14 protein-coding genes are annotated in these 17785 nt (G+C 40.4%); 1 reads left to right on the forward strand and 13 read right to left on the reverse strand.

All coding sequences use genetic code 11. The features are described from left to right. Window positions 1-30 precede the first annotated feature (30 nt). From rplT to infC, 3 genes are all read right to left on the reverse strand, one after another. A complete protein-coding gene (gene rplT, locus ACTHOQ_RS14585) occupies window positions 31-390 on the reverse strand; it encodes a 50S ribosomal protein L20 (RefSeq protein ID WP_440496880.1) in 360 nt (119 codons plus the stop codon). A gap of 75 nt (window positions 391-465) precedes the next feature. After that, window positions 466-666 (reverse strand): 50S ribosomal protein L35, encoded by a 201-nt coding sequence (gene rpmI / locus ACTHOQ_RS14590; RefSeq protein ID WP_066542165.1) that lies wholly within the window; start codon window positions 664-666, stop codon window positions 466-468. 36 nt (window positions 667-702) lie between these two features. Continuing rightward, entirely contained in the window at window positions 703-1206 is a 504-nt protein-coding gene (gene infC, locus ACTHOQ_RS14595) for a translation initiation factor IF-3 (protein WP_440496891.1), read from the reverse strand. Window positions 1207-1678: 472 nt separating this feature from the next. On the opposite strand from infC, the gene ACTHOQ_RS14600 reads away from it, so the two are divergent. Then, the gene (locus ACTHOQ_RS14600; protein ID WP_440496881.1) at window positions 1679-3361 is read left to right on the forward strand and encodes a methyl-accepting chemotaxis protein; all 1683 of its coding nucleotides are present in this window, start codon (window positions 1679-1681) and stop codon (window positions 3359-3361) included. A 73-nt stretch (window positions 3362-3434) separates the two neighbouring features. Here the strand turns inward: ACTHOQ_RS14600 and thrS are convergent, their stop codons facing one another. The 10 genes from thrS to ACTHOQ_RS14650 all read right to left on the reverse strand — a co-directional run bounded on the left by thrS (window position 3435) and on the right by ACTHOQ_RS14650 (window position 17485). After that, on the reverse strand, window positions 3435-5366 hold the full coding sequence (gene thrS, locus ACTHOQ_RS14605; protein ID WP_440496882.1) for a threonine--tRNA ligase: 1932 nt from the start codon (window positions 5364-5366) through the stop codon (window positions 3435-3437). Between the two features lie 600 nt (window positions 5367-5966). Next, window positions 5967-6908, reverse strand: coding sequence for a primosomal protein DnaI (gene dnaI, locus ACTHOQ_RS14610; protein ID WP_440496892.1), 942 nt, complete (start codon window positions 6906-6908; stop codon window positions 5967-5969). A gap of 2 nt (window positions 6909-6910) precedes the next feature. Continuing rightward, window positions 6911-8275 carry a replication initiation and membrane attachment family protein gene (locus tag ACTHOQ_RS14615; RefSeq protein WP_440496883.1) on the reverse strand — a complete coding sequence of 455 codons (1365 nt, stop codon included), beginning with the start codon at window positions 8273-8275 and terminating at the stop codon, window positions 6911-6913. A gap of 20 nt (window positions 8276-8295) precedes the next feature. Continuing rightward, a complete protein-coding gene (nrdR, locus tag ACTHOQ_RS14620) occupies window positions 8296-8763 on the reverse strand; it encodes a transcriptional regulator NrdR (RefSeq protein WP_251686514.1) in 468 nt (155 codons plus the stop codon). 191 nt (window positions 8764-8954) lie between these two features. Then, the gene (locus ACTHOQ_RS14625) at window positions 8955-9974 is read right to left on the reverse strand and encodes a glyceraldehyde-3-phosphate dehydrogenase (RefSeq protein ID WP_440496884.1); all 1020 of its coding nucleotides are present in this window, start codon (window positions 9972-9974) and stop codon (window positions 8955-8957) included. Between the two features lie 229 nt (window positions 9975-10203). After that, a complete protein-coding gene (gene coaE, locus ACTHOQ_RS14630) occupies window positions 10204-10800 on the reverse strand; it encodes a dephospho-CoA kinase (RefSeq protein ID WP_440496885.1) in 597 nt (198 codons plus the stop codon). Between the two features lie 12 nt (window positions 10801-10812). Further along, the gene (gene mutM, locus ACTHOQ_RS14635) at window positions 10813-11685 is read right to left on the reverse strand and encodes a bifunctional DNA-formamidopyrimidine glycosylase/DNA-(apurinic or apyrimidinic site) lyase (protein ID WP_440496886.1); all 873 of its coding nucleotides are present in this window, start codon (window positions 11683-11685) and stop codon (window positions 10813-10815) included. 12 nt (window positions 11686-11697) lie between these two features. Next, the gene (gene polA / locus ACTHOQ_RS14640; RefSeq protein WP_440496887.1) at window positions 11698-14328 is read right to left on the reverse strand and encodes a DNA polymerase I; all 2631 of its coding nucleotides are present in this window, start codon (window positions 14326-14328) and stop codon (window positions 11698-11700) included. 245 nt (window positions 14329-14573) lie between these two features. Further along, on the reverse strand, window positions 14574-16256 hold the full coding sequence (locus tag ACTHOQ_RS14645; protein WP_440496888.1) for a methyl-accepting chemotaxis protein: 1683 nt from the start codon (window positions 16254-16256) through the stop codon (window positions 14574-14576). 62 nt (window positions 16257-16318) lie between these two features. Continuing rightward, complete coding sequence (locus tag ACTHOQ_RS14650; protein WP_440496889.1) at window positions 16319-17485, reverse strand: ATP-grasp domain-containing protein; 1167 nt, start codon at window positions 17483-17485, stop codon at window positions 16319-16321. Between the last annotated feature and the right edge of the window lie 300 nt (window positions 17486-17785).

Consider the following 17785-nt stretch of genomic DNA (forward strand, 5'->3'; position numbering starts at 1 on the left):
TTTAGCACTAAATCGAAATTCTATTCTTTCTTATTTAGCAACTGCTTTTTTAGCTTCTTCAGCTAATTGAGCGAATGCTGATGCATCTGTTACAGCTAAGTCAGCTAACATTTTACGGTTAACTTCGATACCTGCTACTTTTAAGCCGTGCATTAAACGAGAGTAAGATAAACCGTTCATGCGAGCAGCTGCGTTAATACGAGTGATCCATAATTTACGGAAATCACGTTTCTTTTGACGACGGTCACGGTATGCATATTGACCTGATTTCATTACTGCTTGGTTAGCTACTTTGTATAATGTATGTTTTGAACCAAAGTAACCTTTAGCTAATTTTAAAACTTTTTTGCGACGAGCGCGTGTTACTGTTCCGCCTTTAACGCGTGGCATAGTAATTACCTCCTGCTAATTCTTTCGAATGCTTAATTTTATTTTTGTTATTAATAATCTTTTAAACGGTCAAGATTATTTCATGTAAGTTAATAATGTACGGATACGCTTGAAATCGCCTGAAGTTACAACTTTCGCTTTACGTAAGTGACGTTTTGCTTTAGTTGATTTGTTAGCGAATAAGTGAGAGCCATAAGCACGGTCAAATTTTAATTTACCAGTACCTGTTTTTTTGAAACGTTTCGCAGCTCCACGGTGAGTTTTCATTTTTGGCATGTCGATTTCCTCCTAAACTTGTTTCTACAATACGTATTATTTCTCTGTCTTCGGTTGAAGAACTAAGAACATGCTTCGGCCTTCCATCTTCGGTTTTTGTTCAACCGTCGATACTTCAGCACAAGCTTCAGCAAAGCGATCCAACACACGCTGACCAATTTCTTTGTGTGTGATTGCACGACCTTTAAAACGAATTGTCGCTTTAACTTTGTCACCTTTTTCAAGGAATTTGATCGCATTACGTAATTTCGTTTGAAAATCATGTTCATCGATTGTTGGGCTCAGACGAACCTCTTTCATCACGATTACTTTAGAATTTTTACGAATTTCACGGTCTTTCTTTTGCTGTTCAAACTTAAATTTACCATAGTCCATGATACGAGCGACTGGTGGCTTGGCTTGAGGGGCCACAAGGACAAGATCCAAGTTAGCACGAGCGGCAATTTCCAACGCTTCTGTACGCGTTTTTAGACCAAGCTGATCACCATTGTGGTCAATTAGACGAAGTTCACGCGCGCGGATGCCTTCGTTTACATACATGTCTTTGCTAATATTAATCCACCTCCAAGTGTTTGTCGCGAATACATGAGTTGGTGTAAAGTATAACCCGGTCGAACGGTACACCTCCGCGTTATGTCCATATGTTCTTTTCGTTTATACAAACAAAAAGGACGGACATTTGAGATGTCCGCCCGCTATATGTGCATACGCATAAAAGCGTAAAACAATTCAACGTGTCTATACCTGCTCGTAGCTTTTAAAAGCACTTATCAGGTGAGAAGCGGGCAGCCTCTACTTGCAAACTTTTGTATTCATAACCTAAATAATCTTATCACGCATTTAATGTGTCGTCAACAATTTTATTTTTTTTCATTAAATTATAATTGCTATTCAAATAAAAACTTTTTTCGCTTTATTAATAGGTAAATAATTATCTGTTTTTCACCGGAATAATATAATAGAATGACTTTAAATACATCAATTTTCTTAAATTGAACTGGAGTGAAGCAAATTGTCTATCAAGAAAAAGTTATTAGCAGGATTTTTAACAATGATTTCAATAACGCTCATCGCATGCACCATTGTATTTTTTCAAATGCGAAGTATCGATGAGCAATACAGCGATACATTGTCCAAAGGTTTACCACAATTATACGCCATAAGTGATGTACGCAACTATATCACCCTTGAAGCATCTTTATTGCAATCTCATATTTTGGGTGATGCAAATTCACTCCATACATTAAAAGAAACACAAGATAATTTAAAAGCTACTTTAGGTTCATTAAGCAGGCAATTTCACCAAGAAGAAGCAAAACAGCTTCTTGAGGTTACTTATGAAAAGATAGAAATTTATGAGCAGGCAATTAATCAAACACTTTCCATTAACGGCGGACGCGGACCTGAGGCAGCTGTTGGCTATTTCACACAAAATGTACTGCCTGCGCGCAACGAAGCTGTTGCAGCTGGGCAAGATTTGAATTCATTAATTAAAGCACTATTCGAAAATGCAGAGCAGCAATCCGGCAATAAAATGACGCAGGCAATCATTATTTCAACAATCGTCTTTTTCTCATCATTATTCATCGGCCTTTTCATCGCATTTTTATTGAATAGAACGATTGCTGCTCCCCTCCAAAAATTGCGGGGATCTGTACAAACAATAGCGACAGGGAATTTATCTGAGCCAGATGTCGAAGTTAACTCAAAAGACGAAATCGGACAGTTGACGACATCCTTTAATACAATGAAAAATACAATTAAAGAATTAATCCAATCTTTAGGTAGCAATGCCGAACATTTAAGTGCCTCGGCCGAACAATTGAGTGCTTCCACTTATGAAATTACAACATTGACAGAAAACATCGCAACGGCCGCTACTCGATCAGCATTAAATACAGACAATAGCGCGGTTGCTGCCAAAGAGTGTGCGGTTGCCATGGAAGAAACATCGTCAGCTATTCAACGTATCGCGGAATCTGCCCAAGGTCTTTTTTCTTCGGCAAGCGACACAACAGATGTTGCACATGAAGGCGAAAATAATATCGGCAGTGCGAAGCGTCAAATGCAGACAATTTATCACTCGACGAAATTAACGACAGAGCTTATCCAAAAACTTGCACAGCAATCTGCCGACATTGGAAATATTTCCCGTGTCATAACGAGCATCACGGAGCAAACAGATCTATTAGCATTAAATGCGGCAATTGAAGCGGCTCGGGCTGGCGAGCACGGGAAAGGCTTTGCGGTCGTGGCAGATGAAGTCCGAAAACTTGCAGAGGCATCCAACCAATCCGCTAATCAGATTGTTTCATTAACAAGCGAAATTCAGCAGGATACAAAAAATGTTGAGCGTGCGATTCAAGAAAGTCTGCATTCTGTCGAGCAAGGCGTGGATATTATCGAACATGCAGGAACATCTTTCAATAAAATTTTGGGGGCCATCAATAATATGAGGGCACAAATCGAAGACGTATCTGCAGTTACAGAGCAAATATCCGCAACTGCCGAGCAAGTGACGGCATCTGTTCAAGAACTTGCTTCCCAATCTCAAATCGTAACAAATGATACAAATCAAGCTCGTATTGCAATGGATGAGCAAATGGGTTCTATGCAGGAAATCAATAGTGTCTCCACTGATTTAAGCAAACGGGCTGAAGAGCTGCAAAGTGCTGTAGCACAATTTAAAGTGTAAAGAGAAGAAAGGGCTTCCGAATTGAAATTCGGAGCCCTTTTACTTGTCGGAAAACTTTAAAATACTTAGGATATTATTTTGAAATTTCTGCTTTAATAGTTGCCAGGAATTCGTCGAAGCTCACTGTTTCCGAGTCTTTTGAGCCGTAACGACGAATATTAACACCGCTCGATTCCACTTCTTTATCCCCGATGACAAGCATGTACGGGATCTTCTGCATTTGTGCTTCACGGATTTTGTATCCAAGCTTTTCTTCACGGTCATCCATTTCTACACGCACACCGGCAGCTGCCAATTTTTCTTGTATTTCACGTGCGTAATCATAGTGAACCGCGTTTGATACAGGTATGATTGTCGCCTGTACAGGTGCCAGCCATGTCGGGAACGCGCCTTTGTATTCTTCAATTAAAAATGCTACAAATCGCTCCATTGTCGATACAACACCACGGTGAATTACAACTGGGCGCTGTGGCTGACCATCTTCGCCAATGTATGAAAGGTCGAAGCGCTGCGGTAATAGGAAGTCAAGTTGGGCAGTAGATAATGTTTCTTCTTTACCGATTGCCGTCTTCACCTGAACATCCAATTTCGGACCGTAGAATGCTGCCTCGTCTTCTGCGATGAAGTAGTCGTATCCTAGTTCATCCATTGCCTCTTTCAGCATAGCTTGCGCAGTTTCCCACATTTGATCATCATCGAAGTATTTTTCTTTGTTGTTCGGGTCGCGGTAAGAAAGACGGAATGAGAAGTCTTTTAAATCAAAGTCTTTATATACTTCCAAAATTAATTCCACAACTTTTTTGAACTCTGCTTTAATTTGATCCGGACGCACGAAAATATGCGCATCATTTAATGTCATCCCGCGTACACGTTGCAGGCCGGATACCGCCCCGCTCATTTCATAGCGGTGCATTGTGCCAAGTTCCGCAATGCGGATCGGTAAATGACGGTACGAGTGCAGGCCGTTTTTGAATACCATCATATGGTGAGGGCAGTTCATCGGACGTAATATTAATGTTTCATTGTCCATTTCCATCGGAGGGAAAATACCTTCTTGATAATGATCCCAGTGACCTGAAGTTTCGTATAATTTTTTCGATCCAAGAACTGGTGTATAAACATGCTTGTAGCCTAAAGAAAGTTCCTTATCAACAATGTAGCGCTCAATCGTGCGACGGATTGTGGCACCATTTGGCAACCATAATGGCAAACCTTGGCCTACAGTTTGAGAAGTCATGAATAAATCCAATTCTTTTCCGATTTTACGGTGGTCGCGTTCTTTCGCTTCTTCAAGCATTTGCAAATGATGCTTTAGCTCTTCTTTCGTGAAGAATGCTGTACCGTAAATACGCTGCAGCATTTTGTTGTCTGAGTTGCCGCGCCAGTATGCACCTGCTAAAGATAATAGCTTGAACTCTTTTAATTTGTTTGTCGATGGTACGTGTACACCACGGCAAAGGTCAAAGAAATCGCCTTGGTAGTAAATCGATACTTGCTCATCTGCGGGAATCGCTTCAAGCAATTCCAATTTATACTCGTCGCCAACTTCTTCATAGATTTTTTGCGCTTCATCGCGAGAAACGTTTTTGCGCTCGATTTCGATATTTTCGGCAATAATTTTTTTCATTTCTTTTTCGATTGCTGGTAAATCTTCGGCTGTAATCGGTGTTGGTGAATCGATGTCATAGTAGAAGCCTGATTCGATGACAGGGCCGATACCTAGTTTTACATCCGGGTAAAGACGTTTTACTGCCTGTGCTGTTAAGTGGGCAGTTGAGTGACGCAAAATTTCCAATGCTTCATCTGATTTGTTTGTAATAATTTCAATTGCACCATCTTGTTCGATTCCTGTTTTTGCATCGATTAAAGTGCCGTTGATTTTACCTGCTAATGTTGATTTTTTAAGACCTGGGCTGATTGAACCAGCAACGTCTAAAGTAGAAGTTCCCTTGGCGAATTCCTTTACTGCGCCATCCGGGAAAGTTAATTTAATCATTTCTGACATGTTGTTGTCCTCCTTATAAGGTTTTTTATTTATTTGAGAGTTGCAAAGTGTCTTTTTCCTAATCCGTTGATTTCCGTTTCGGGCGGACGCTTTCCGCGGGCGTGGCCTTACACGAGCGTCTCAGGCGTCACGCTTTTCCCGCTGGAAACGCAGTTTGTAGCGAAAGGCGATAGCCGTCAGCTACACTCGCCGCCCTACACTACAATCAACTAATTTATAGCTATAAATTAATTTTGCTCCCAACTATTTAGTCTCAGCCAAAAAATTCGCACATTTAGGCAAAATAAAAAGCACCGTCCCAATAAAGGGACGATGCTGTATGCTCGTGGTGCCACCCTTCTTCCTTCTTCGCAATAGCGAATAAGAAGCTCTCGGTCAGTTAACGTACTGAGAAACGATGACGGATTAGCCCCGTCACTGCTCCAAGGTAGTAAAGTATAACGCTTGTGCTAGGAAGCTTGCAGCCGTGACTTCCCTCTCTGAAAAGCTAGTTCGTTAAACTTGTTGTCCTTTTCGATGCATTTTTTGTTTAATTACGTACAAAGTATACGCTCGATTCATAAGAATTGCAACTAATTAAAAAAATTTTATCTGTTATTTTTAATCTCTGCGATTTGCCCCATCCATTTGAATCGGAACCGTCACAGCCTTAATCCGCTCCATAATGCGCGCCGCTTTTACGACTTCGATATCGCCGCGCTGCGATTGTGCCAAATGATGTTCAAGCCCTGCATAATCAAAGTTCGATGTAATGAATGTCGGCAATTCTTCACTCATCCGGTAATGCAGAATTGTCCCTAAAATCTCGTCCCTTGTCCATGCCGACATAGTTTCTGCACCGATATCATCCAACATTAATACAGGCGCCTTTTTCACATAGTCAATTTTTTCGTTCAATGAATTATCGCCAATCGCGTTTTTCATTTCACGCAAAAACTCGGGAACGAACACAACGACAGTTCGCACTTTCAATGTAGCAAGCTCATTAGCAATTGCGCCAAGCACAAACGATTTTCCTACGCCAAACTTTCCGTACAAGTAAAATCCCTTTTTCGGCAATTCTCCTGTACGTTTGTATGTCGCGACAAACTCAGCCGCCTGGTCCACAATGCTGAGGCGGGAATGGTTGTCGATTGCCAAATCCTTTAAAGTTGCCTTCAATACATCTTTCGGCATATGCATGCTCGAAATCATATTTGCCACTTCGCGCCGTTCATCTTCGCGCAGCTTTTGTTCGCAAGGCACATACGTAAGATCAATAACATTCCGCGTAATAAATAATTTCGGTACATGGCCTTGCAATAAGTTTGTACATTGCTTCGTATTCCCGCCGCCGCAGCAGCTTGTTGACTGTGTAATGAATTCATATAGCTTCGGCAAACTAATATCGACCATTTCTTTCGTTACTTGCTGTTCATGTTCACGCAAAAACTGCTGAACTTCCGGGTGTTCAATCGTTTCCCTGCGCATCGCTTCAAAACGTTCTTCAAATGAGGGCATTCTTTTCTTAATTTGATTTAATTGATCATTGATTGGTTTTATTGTCATTCACCTGCCCCATTAAGCTTTTGTAATATTTTTAGACGTTCCTGCTCAAAATCAACCGTGCTCTCTTTTTCAGGCTGCTGCTGTTCATTACGCTTGTAAAACCAGTCCGGCACTTGCTCATCCCGTCCATTTTTGCGATTATATGCAGGCTTCCTTTGTGAAGTGGCTGTCTGCTTGCTCGTTGTGCTTTCCTGCTTCCACTTCGTATATTTGTCGCGCTCTTGACGGGCTAAATCCATTGCCTCTTTTGCTGTTTTCAGCTGCTTTCGATTCCAGTGATCCGCGATTTTTTCCACATAGTTTTTCGGTAGCTTCATATCTGTCGACAGCATCACATATTCGAGCAATACATTTGCCACCCCGATTGGCATGCTATACTTTATCACCAAATCCTCCGCAATCTGAATCGATGAAGGAATTGGCTCTTTTCCATTATTAATATCACGCAGCACTTGAATTGGCGGCGTTGTTTCTAAATACTGAAGAAGCTCTTGTTCCTTTGTCAAGTTTTCCATATGGAGCGCTTCTGAAGCTTTTTTATCGAATATTTTCGCCATGGCAGGCGCTTCTGTAGAAACCGTCAATTTATAATAATCTGCCGCCGCACGTTTTAAACGGTCTGTCGTTAACTTATTTTGCTCATCCAACGCTTGAATGACTACTTTTTGCATTTGCAATGGTGTAAGCTGGTATAAAAAGGCAAGCTTCGCTATCGTTTCACGTGTTTTCACCGTTAATGTAGCACTTGGTATTAATTGCTCAGACAAACCAGCCTGCAATAAGCTGAAATCAAACTGCTCATAATAAAACGGATAGTCCGCTTGTGATGCAATGATTTCTTGAAGCCCATCATGAGGAAGACTTTGGTTAATTGGACGGTATACATCTATAAATGTACGGGTCACTTCTTCATACTGCTCTTTGCTAGGCTGTATCAAAAAGCGTTGGCGCAATTTCCTGTATGCCCCTTCCCCGATTTTACTGAATAGGAACATCGATAAAAGCGGGTCTTTAAAAAAGCTCGGTGCATCAAGCGGTTTTACTAGCTCATAAATAAAATGACGCTCATTCGTCGAGTCTTTTCTCCATGTGCGCATTAAACCAATCGCCTCTAAAGCAATTCGGGCTTCAAAAACTTTCTTCAGCGGCATCGACAAAACATGCATTAAATAATAATGATTGTACTGTTGCGGCATATAGCTTTCCGCTTCCGCCCATAGCGTCAAATATAGACTAATAGGCTCCGCTCCTGTAAGTGGCTGATAAAACAATGTCAACAGCTGACGTTCATTTGCGGATAATGCATGAGGGAGCGTTATTTCAAAATGATCCGTAGGCTGTAATTCTTTGAAGTGAACCATTTCGTCCCCCCTCCTAAAACTTATTTATCATTCGACTGGCGTGTCATAATTTCTTTTAGTTCCTCAATAAATACCGTAATATCTTTAAACTGGCGGTATACCGATGCAAAACGCACATACGCGACTTCATCAATTTTCGCTAAGCGGTCCATCACCATTTCGCCGACATCTTCCGAACGTACTTCCGCATTGCCTAAACGCCGCAGTTCTTTTTCAATTGATAGCACAATTTCTTCTAGCTGATCAAGGGCGACCGGGCGCTTCTCGCATGCACGTATAAGACCGCGCAATACTTTTTCCCGGCTGAATTCCTCACGCGAACCATCTTTCTTCACAACGATTAATGGCGTTTCTTCTATTTTTTCAAATGTCGTAAAGCGAAATGCGCACGATTCACATTCACGACGTCTTCGAATTTCTTTATTATCATCGACAGGTCTTGAATCTACAACACGCGTACCGTTGTATTGACAAGCTGGACATCTCATATAATTTTCTCCTAAAGGTTAAGTTTAACTCTATTATAACAAAAACAACGCGCGTGAAATAGTGCTTCATGCGCGTTGAACTTTTCTAAACGGAAAGTCATTCAATTATATAGCGCAAATTCCGTTTACACAATAGAAAAAGCCTTCTGCAAAAACTTGTTGTTTCTACAAAGGGCTTTTACCGGTAAAAATTAAGCGTTTACTACCGCTAATTCATTTGCAATTTTATTTGCCAAGTCCACGACGCGAGCTGAATAACCCCACTCGTTGTCATACCAAGCGATTACTTTCACTTTACGGTCACCTAAAACGATTGTTGTTAATCCGTCCACTGTAGATGAATAAGTTGTCGTGTTATAGTCCGAAGATACTAAAGGCTCCATCGAGAAGTTTAGAATCCCGTTCATTTTGCCTTCTGCAGCCGCTTTAAATGCAGCGTTCACTTCTTCCACCGTTACGTCTTTTTCCAAATCTACAACTAAATCCACTAATGAAACATTAGGTGTTGGCACACGCAATGCCATGCCATGGATTTTGCCGTCCAGCTCAGGTAATACTAAACGCAGCGCTTTCGCTGCACCAGTGGAAGTTGGAATAATCGACGATGCACAGTTACGCGCACGGCGCAAGTCTTTATGCGGGTTATCAATGTTGTTTTGGTCATTTGTGTAAGCATGAACCGTTGTCATTAAGCCATTTACAATACCGAACTCATCGTTCAATACTTTTGCGACTGGAGCTAAACAGTTTGTCGTGCATGATGCATTTGAAATAACCTCATGCTTCGTCAAATCCAATTTGTCATCGTTTACGCCTAATACTACTGTAATATCTTCATTTTTGCCTGGAGCAGTTAAAATAACCTTTTTCGCGCCAGCTTCTAAGTGCATTGCCGCTTTTTCACGATCGTTAAATTTACCAGTAGCTTCGATTACGATATCTACACCCATTTCAGTCCATGGTAATTTTAATGGGTCACGTTCGCTTACTAATTCCACGCGTTTGCCATTTACGATTAAAGCACCATCTATAGCTTCCACAGTTCCAGGGAATATGCCATGATTTGTGTCATACTTAATTAAATGTGCTAACGTTTCAGATGGATAGCTGGCATTTACTGCTACGATATTTACGTCACCACGCATCATCGCTTGACGGAACACCATACGGCCAATGCGTCCAAAACCATTAATTGCAATAGAAACTGTCATATTATTTAAATCCTCCTAAAAGTACGTTCATTCGTTTTGTTTATCCGTTGATTAGTATAACACATATTTGAAAAAGTTGAACATATTTAACACATATAAAAAAAGTTGTTATTTTCTGATAATGCACTTTGCACAAGAGCTAAAAACTGTTCAATTGCGCGGCAGATTGGAAACCCTGCTTTAAAAAAAGCCTCTGCCTAATTTTTAGTAAATTAGGCGAGGCTTCGTTTTATTTCAACACATTCCATTCATATAAAATATTTTGTAATTGGATGGCTGTATCTTCTAAAGTGCCGTTGTTATGAATGACGGCATGTGCAAGCGCTTCTTTTTCCTTGACCGGGATTTGTGTTGCGATGCGCGTTTTCGCTTCCTCCTCAGTTAAGGAATTGCGTGCCATCAAGCGCTGCAATTGCACCTCTTCAGAAACCGAAACAACAATGATTTTTTCAACAAAATGCTCAAGCTTGCTTTCGAATAGCAATGGAATGTCCATAAAGACGTTTTTTTCTCCATAAGAAATAAATTCATCGCGCTGGCGAATCATTTCTTCCCGTATTGCCGGGTGAATAATGGCATTTAATTGTTGACGCATCGATTCATCGCGGAAAATAATGCTTCCTACTTTTGCGCGGTCCATCGTGCCATCTTCAGAAAGCACTTCTTGTCCAAATGCTTCCGCAATTTTTTCAAGTGTAGGGCTTCCCGGCTCCACTACTTGCCTTGCCACTAGATCAGCATCCACAATCGGCAAACTATAAGACTGAATCATTTTCGCCACCGTGCTTTTCCCGCTAGCAATACTTCCCGTTAAACCTATAATCACAGCAATTCCCCTTTACTTTTGGCATTGTGGACAATATGTCGATGTTCTTCCCCCAATGACCATCGATTCCGTATTTGATCCACATGCTGCACATTGCTTTTTCCCGTACATTTTCAACCGGTGCTGCATTGTCCCGGCACCACCATTAATGCTTCGGTAATCCGAAATCGTGGAGCCGCCCGAGTCGATGCTTTCTTGCAGCACATCACATATAACTTGAAACAGCTTCGTTTTCTCCTCATGACTTAAGTCACTTGTCGTGCGTCCAGGATGAATAAGCATTTTAAATAATGATTCAGTTGCGTAAATATTTCCGCAGCCCGATATGACTTGCCCGTCCATAATGACTTCCTTAATCGCCCTTTTCGCGAATTTCGGCTTTCCGCACTGTGTCAGGAAAAATTCACAAGCAATCTGATCAAATGGTTCGGGCGCCATTTTTAATAGAGGTGGATGATCTGCTATTTCTTTAATGAAACGCAGTTCACCGAAGCGGCGGATATCGGCATAAACAAGCAATTCACCACTAGTCAATTTGAAAATGGCATGAATATGCTTTCTAAACTTTTCTTCTGTAATTTCTGAAACATCCCGCACTGCAAACCAGGCACCACTCATTCCTAAATGATTCACTAAAATGAAGCTTTCCCCCTCTTTCATTAAGTGAAAAAATATATATTTGGAACGCCGCTCTAGTTTCTTAATCGTCATATTATGCAGGAGCTCTTCAAACTGGTAAGGGCTAGCATTTTTTACAATAGCCTGCTTTCCTGCCTCATGGGATGTATACACAACATCGGACAATGTGATCGTTTCAATTGTTTTCCCTTCGACAATTGGTCGTAAATCCCGTACGACTCCTTCTACTTCTGGTAATTCCGGCATAAACGGTACTCCTTATTTTGCATCATACCATGTAGCGCCATATGAAAAATCAACCTTTAACGGTACACTTAATTCAATTGCGTTTTCCATTACTTCTGGTACGATGCGTTCTAAAATCTCGATTTCTTCCTTCGGTGCCTCAAAAATTAATTCATCGTGCACTTGCAATAATAATTTCGCCTGCAAACCTTCTTTTTCGAGGCGGGCATTCATATCAATCATTGCCTTTTTAATAATGTCTGCCGCGCTTCCTTGAATTGGCGTATTCATCGCTGTACGCTCCGCAAAGCTTCTTAAATTAAAGTTTGAGCTCGTAATGTCAGGCAAATAGCGGCGGCGATTCAATATCGTTGTCACAAAGCCTGTTTTCTTCGCCTCTTCCACAATCGACTCCATATAATTTTTTACACCCGGGAAACTTTGCAAATAGTTTTCGATAAAAATAGCCGCTTCTTTTCGTGTAATGTCCAAGCTTTGCGATAAGCCGTAATCACTGATTCCATAAACGATGCCAAAGTTAACCGCTTTTGCTGTACGGCGCATTAAGCTTGTCACATCGTCCGGATTTTCCACACCGAATACATCCATCGCTGTACGGGTATGAATGTCCATCCCTTGTTTAAATGCCTCGACAAGCGCTGTATCTTTGCACATATGCGCCAATACACGCAATTCGATTTGCGAATAGTCCGCCGCAAACAATACCCAATCTTTTTTGGACGGCACAAATGCCTGGCGAATTTTGCGTCCTTCCTCCAAGCGAATCGGAATGTTTTGCAAATTCGGATCTGTGGAGCTTAAACGTCCCGTAGCTGTTAATGCCTGCTGAAAACGCGTATGCACTTTTGAATCCTTTTTGTTCACCTCTTTCGTTAAACCTTCAATATATGTTGACTGTAATTTTGCGAGTGTGCGATATTGCAAAATATGCTTCACAATGTCATGCTCGGTTTGCAGTTTTTCCAGTACATCGGCTGCGGTCGAATAGCCTGTCTTTGTCTTTTTAATGACTGGCAAGCCTAATTTATCGAATAGAATGACTCCAAGTTGTTTTGGTGAATTAATATTAAACTCCTCGCCTGCCAGCTCATAAATCGTTGTTTCCATTACTTCAAGTTTCGCCTTTAGCTCATTGCCCATTTCGTGCAATGTCTCAATATTTACCGTAATGCCTTCACTTTCCATCTTGCCTAAAATATGCGCAAGCGGCAGTTCCAATTCTTTATATAACTCGAATTGTTCATTTTCTTTAAGTTTCTGTTCCAGAACAGGCTGCAGCTTCCAAACGGCTGCCGCTTTCCTGCTTACATGCTCTGCCAATTGCTCCGCCGCAGGTACGCTCCATTTTGCTCCTTTTCCATATATAGCTTCATTTGATAGGACGTCTTGATAGCCAAACTCTTTCGCAAGTGTTGCTACATCATCCCCTGAAATCGATGGCTTCAAAATATAGGAAGCAAGCAGCAAATCAAATTCCACGCCTTTAAGCTCAATGCCTAAACGGTGAAGCATTGCCTGCATCGCTTTGCTGTCGGAAGTATATTTCTTTTTCGAATCGTCCTCCAACCATGCTTTTAGCACCGCATTTTCCACTACATCTTCAATCGATGTATATATGGTCGTTTCCCCGTCTGTCAATGCAAGACCAATCGCGTTACAGCTATGATAATGCTCATTTTCCAATTCTAAATGAAGCGCCATCGTGTTTTCTAGCATGTCCCCTGTAATAGCCGATGCGATTTCATAAATTAATTCAGCTTGCTCGGTTTCCTCTGCTTCAAAATCGCTTTTCTCAATTAATGATTTAAAACCAAGCTCCTTCCATACTTCAAGAAGCGCCTCTTCATTTGGACCAGCATATGCCAATTCGTCGAGTGTAATCGTTAACGGTGTCTCTGTCTGGATTGTCGCCAATTTCTTTGATAAATGCGCCATCTCTTCATTATCCACAAGCTTTTCCTTCATTTTTGAAGCCTTCATTGAATCAATCGCTTCATATAAATTTTCAATTGTGCCATGCTCTTTCAATAATTTTATCGCCGTCTTTTCGCCTACGCCCGGAACGCCTGGAATATTATCAGATTGATCGCCCATAAGCCCTTTCATATCGATAATCTGCTCTGGCGTTAAACCATACTTTTCTTCAATATGTGCAGGCGTGTATTTCTCGATATCTGTTATTCCCTTGCGTGTGATGTACACTGTCACATCATCTGTTGCAAGCTGCGTCAAATCCTTATCGCCCGAAACGATGATCACTTCCATCCCTTGTGCAGCGGCTTGCTTCGCTAAAGTCCCTATAATATCATCCGCCTCGTACATATCAAGCTCATAGCGTTTAATATTGTATGCATCGATCAGCTTGCGAATATACGGGAATTGCTCGGAAAGCTCAGGCGGCGTTTTTTGGCGTCCGCCTTTATATTCTCCAAACGATTCATGACGAAAAGTCGTTTTCCCCGCATCAAACGCAACGAGCATTTGTGCCGGGTTCTCTTCGCCGATAATTTTTTGCAGCATCGTCGTAAAGCCGTAAGTAGCATTTGTATGAATTCCGCTATCATTTGTCAGCAGCGGCAGTGCAAAAAAAGCACGATATGCTAATGAATTCCCATCTAATAAAAGCAATTTTTGTTTTGTCATGCGCGTTCCTCCATTAAATCAATGTACGATTGTATGTTCTCTTTCTACTTTAGCGATTATTGCAGTGAATTGCCAACATAAACGTAAAATCCGCATAAAAAATTATCATTTATATTCTCCTGGACAAAGAAAAAATCCAGACGTATGCAAATTGGCATAACCTGGATTTCTTCGTATATTCCACCGATCACTGTTTCCTTGAGTCCATTTTTTCGAAGGATAATTGCATACACAGCGGAAAGCAGCTATATTTTGAAGTGATTAATTTGTCCCTTTAACTTAATAATCATTTCATTCAACTCATGTGCAATGCTTAACATTTCTTCAGAGGACGCAGTTTGTTCTTCTATTGAAGCAGCAATACTTTGAGAATGCTCACTTGATTCTTCCAATGACAGAACGGTAGTATTTGTTGTTTGAAGCATCTGATTAGAGCCTACTGCAATTTCCTGGACCGCTTCCGTGACCTCTTGAATCTCACTCTTCATATCATCCACTAATTTAGAAATAGTATTGAATGTTTCAACAGCCGAATAAATTGTAACGCTCTCCTGCTCGATTTTCGTTACAACATTATTAATTGCAACGACGGATTCATTTGAATCTTTCTGCATCTCATTGATTAGTGCCGTAATATTACTCGCCGAATTCGCCGATTGTTCTGCCAATGAACGAATTTCATCGGCGACTACCGCAAACCCTTTCCCGTATTCCCCTGCTCTCGCCGCTTCAATTGCCGCATTTAATGCGAGTAAATTGATTTGGTCGGAAATACCCGAAATAATTTTTGTGATTTGTCCAACCTCTAAAGAGCGGCTGTTCATTTGCTCTGTTTTTATGAGGGACATTTTCGCCGTTTCATTAATTGTTTCAATTCCGGCAACTGATTTCTGAATCACTTCAATTCCCTGTGTTGCGACAGTAGTGGCATCCATAGCCTCTTGTGATACCACTTTCGTAATATTGGAAATTTCTGCGATCTGCATCGTAATTTGTTCCACCGCAGCCCGATTTTGCGTAGCACCTTCTGTAATCAACTCCGTGCTTGAAGCAATTTCCTGAATCGCGCCTGATACTTGATTCGATGTAAGCGTTAGCTGTTCAACACTTTCTTTTAATGTCGATGAACCTTCCTCTACATGATTCGACGTATCGTTTACGTGGTAAATTGTCTCTCTTAATTGCGACTGCATTTCCGAGAAGCTTGTTGCAAGACGTCCAATTTCATCATTGCCTTGCACTTCCAATTGTTTTGACAAATCACCCTGTGCCACAATTTCAGTATGGTTTACAAGCTTATTTAAAGGGTTCACAATTTTCTTCGCAAGGATAAACGCTAAAATTGTGCCTAAAATCGCCGCAACAATAATGGAGATGATGATTACTTTTATAAGGAAACTATTTAATTCGTCAATGAAGTCGGCATCAGCATCCAAACCTAAAACGGAATCCGTACCCGGGATTTGTAAAAAAGTCGACTGATGCTTCCCATAATCGTCTTCGTAAATATCACTGGCGATTATTTCCGTTGTAGAAAGCGCCGCTGTCTGATCAGCCGTGAAAGCAAGCGGTGTTAAGTAATCATCCGAATTACCCAATACTAAAATAACTTCCTTACCATCAACCTTACTCATAATATAAGCATTTTCCAGATCCATCGCATTTTGGAATTCCGTTGTAACAGCCAACAATTCCTCATATGAATCTTTATTTTCTTTTGCATCATTTACTAAACCTGCATCATAAAGAGTACTGAATCTTTCCATGCTTAGTAATAGGTTCTGATTATGCTGCGGAATGATTTGATTGTTGATTAAGTTGCTTGAAACAATGAATAGAATCAAACTGAAAACAATGCTTAAACCGATAATCGGCATTAAAATTCCAAATAGAATCTTCGTTTTTACTGAATTAAATTTCTTTAACATATTTTTTGCTCGCTAAAACAATGCTCGGACTATTTTAACTGAGCGTCCCTCCAATATTCATTTTATTTATTCACAAAGAAGTATTCCTTTTGTTCCACGTACTCCATAAAATCCAGCGATAGAATATGTTCATTTTGCGCTAATGAGTCGCTGCTAAAGAAAATGACGGCAAACGTTGTCCCTTTATCATACGGAATATGGCGGTATTCCAGAATATGAGGAAATTGTTCCTGCAATAAATTATGGTGTATTAACAATCCGTCATCAATTTTTGCCTCACCAGTAAACTCCGCACAAGTAAAATTGTAAATTTTATTGTCCATTGCATTGATTAGTGCAGGCCAGTCCGGTTTTCTTTGCTCAAAAAAGTACTCGTATGGATTCACTCCGTATGCAAAGCTTCCCAATTCCGTTGTCCCTGCACCAGCAAAACGCAGCGGATTTATTTCAATTGGTACAATTATACCTTTATCATTCATGCGCAGCTCAACATGAAGCGGCATTTTCCGTAAATCAAAAATTTCGCCGAGTCCTTGTAAATACTCCGTAATCGCCGCTAAATAACTTTGCAGCACTAGCTTGCTTGTATAATAAATACGGTCACTCATATCTTTATCATCTTTGAACATACGCGCAAATAAATTCAGTACAACCGGATTGTTATTTTCATCAAAGAAAAGATCAATCGCAAATTCCTGTCCTTCAATATAACTTTCGATAATAAATGTTTCGCTGTCTAAAACACCCTTTGAATAATTTTCACTCGATTGTTTCATCGTTTCTTCAAGCTTACCGATAATACTTTCAAATTCCCGCGCATCCTCGATCCGGTAAACCCCGGCACTTGAATATCCGACTGTCGGCTTGAAAATAACCGGATACGGCAATGCATTCAAATCAATTTGCCCCATCTCGGCGGAGGTTGTTTCCAAAAAGAAGAAGTGTGGATAATTGTCCGCTAAGCGCTTTCTAAAAGCGAATTTATTTTTAAATAAATTCGCCATTTTAGTCACATTCGATTCTGCGTAATATTCATTTAAAATTTGAACCGCCTCTTCAGAATTCATAATCATTAATTCTTCCTGCTGGAATACATCGCCCGGGTTTTGCGCTTCTTCTGATTTCCTATTTAAAAAAACTTGCTGTTGAATATCAAAAATCGTCGTTTTTTTATTGATCAATGTCTCTGCTAATAATGGAGATACATATGTTGTATCTAATAAAATCAAAACCTTCACGTCCTTATTTATGGGTTGATAAATTTATACCATGCACAATTACCTAACTTTTCAGAATATATAAGTATTTTTACCTTCAAAAAATATGTATGTAATATGTACAAAGACTACACTTGTTATATTATACACATTTTAAGAAATTTTTCTATTTATTTTCAAATTCTTTGGAAGCGCTTTAATAATAAGGTTCTTCACCATATACATCGGGTTGATATCCATTGCGGGTCGGACGCTTTCTTACCTCCAGTCAAGTGTTTTTAATTAAATTTATGCGAAGAAATTAATTTGTTT

Source organism: Solibacillus silvestris, assembly GCF_051967575.1.
GTDB lineage: Bacteria > Bacillota > Bacilli > Bacillales_A > Planococcaceae > Solibacillus > Solibacillus silvestris_B.

Excerpts from the sequence above, each read along its gene's own strand:
- rplT (WP_440496880.1), bottom strand. The coding sequence starts at position 390 with ATGCCACGCGTTAAAGGCGGAACAGTAACACGCGCTCGTCGCAAAAAA.
- rpmI (WP_066542165.1), bottom strand. The coding sequence starts at position 666 with ATGCCAAAAATGAAAACTCACCGTGGAGCTGCGAAACGTTTCAAAAAA.
- infC (WP_440496891.1), bottom strand. The coding sequence starts at position 1,206 with ATGTATGTAAACGAAGGCATCCGCGCGCGTGAACTTCGTCTAATTGAC.
- thrS (WP_440496882.1), bottom strand. The coding sequence starts at position 5,366 with ATGTCAGAAATGATTAAATTAACTTTCCCGGATGGCGCAGTAAAGGAA.
- ACTHOQ_RS14615 (WP_440496883.1), bottom strand. The coding sequence starts at position 8,275 with ATGGTTCACTTCAAAGAATTACAGCCTACGGATCATTTTGAAATAACG.
- nrdR (WP_251686514.1), bottom strand. The coding sequence starts at position 8,763 with ATGAGATGTCCAGCTTGTCAATACAACGGTACGCGTGTTGTAGATTCA.
- ACTHOQ_RS14625 (WP_440496884.1), bottom strand. The coding sequence starts at position 9,974 with ATGACAGTTTCTATTGCAATTAATGGTTTTGGACGCATTGGCCGTATG.
- mutM (WP_440496886.1), bottom strand. The coding sequence starts at position 11,685 with ATGCCGGAATTACCAGAAGTAGAAGGAGTCGTACGGGATTTACGACCA.
- polA (WP_440496887.1), bottom strand. The coding sequence starts at position 14,328 with ATGACAAAACAAAAATTGCTTTTATTAGATGGGAATTCATTAGCATAT.
- ACTHOQ_RS14645 (WP_440496888.1), bottom strand. The coding sequence starts at position 16,256 with ATGTTAAAGAAATTTAATTCAGTAAAAACGAAGATTCTATTTGGAATT.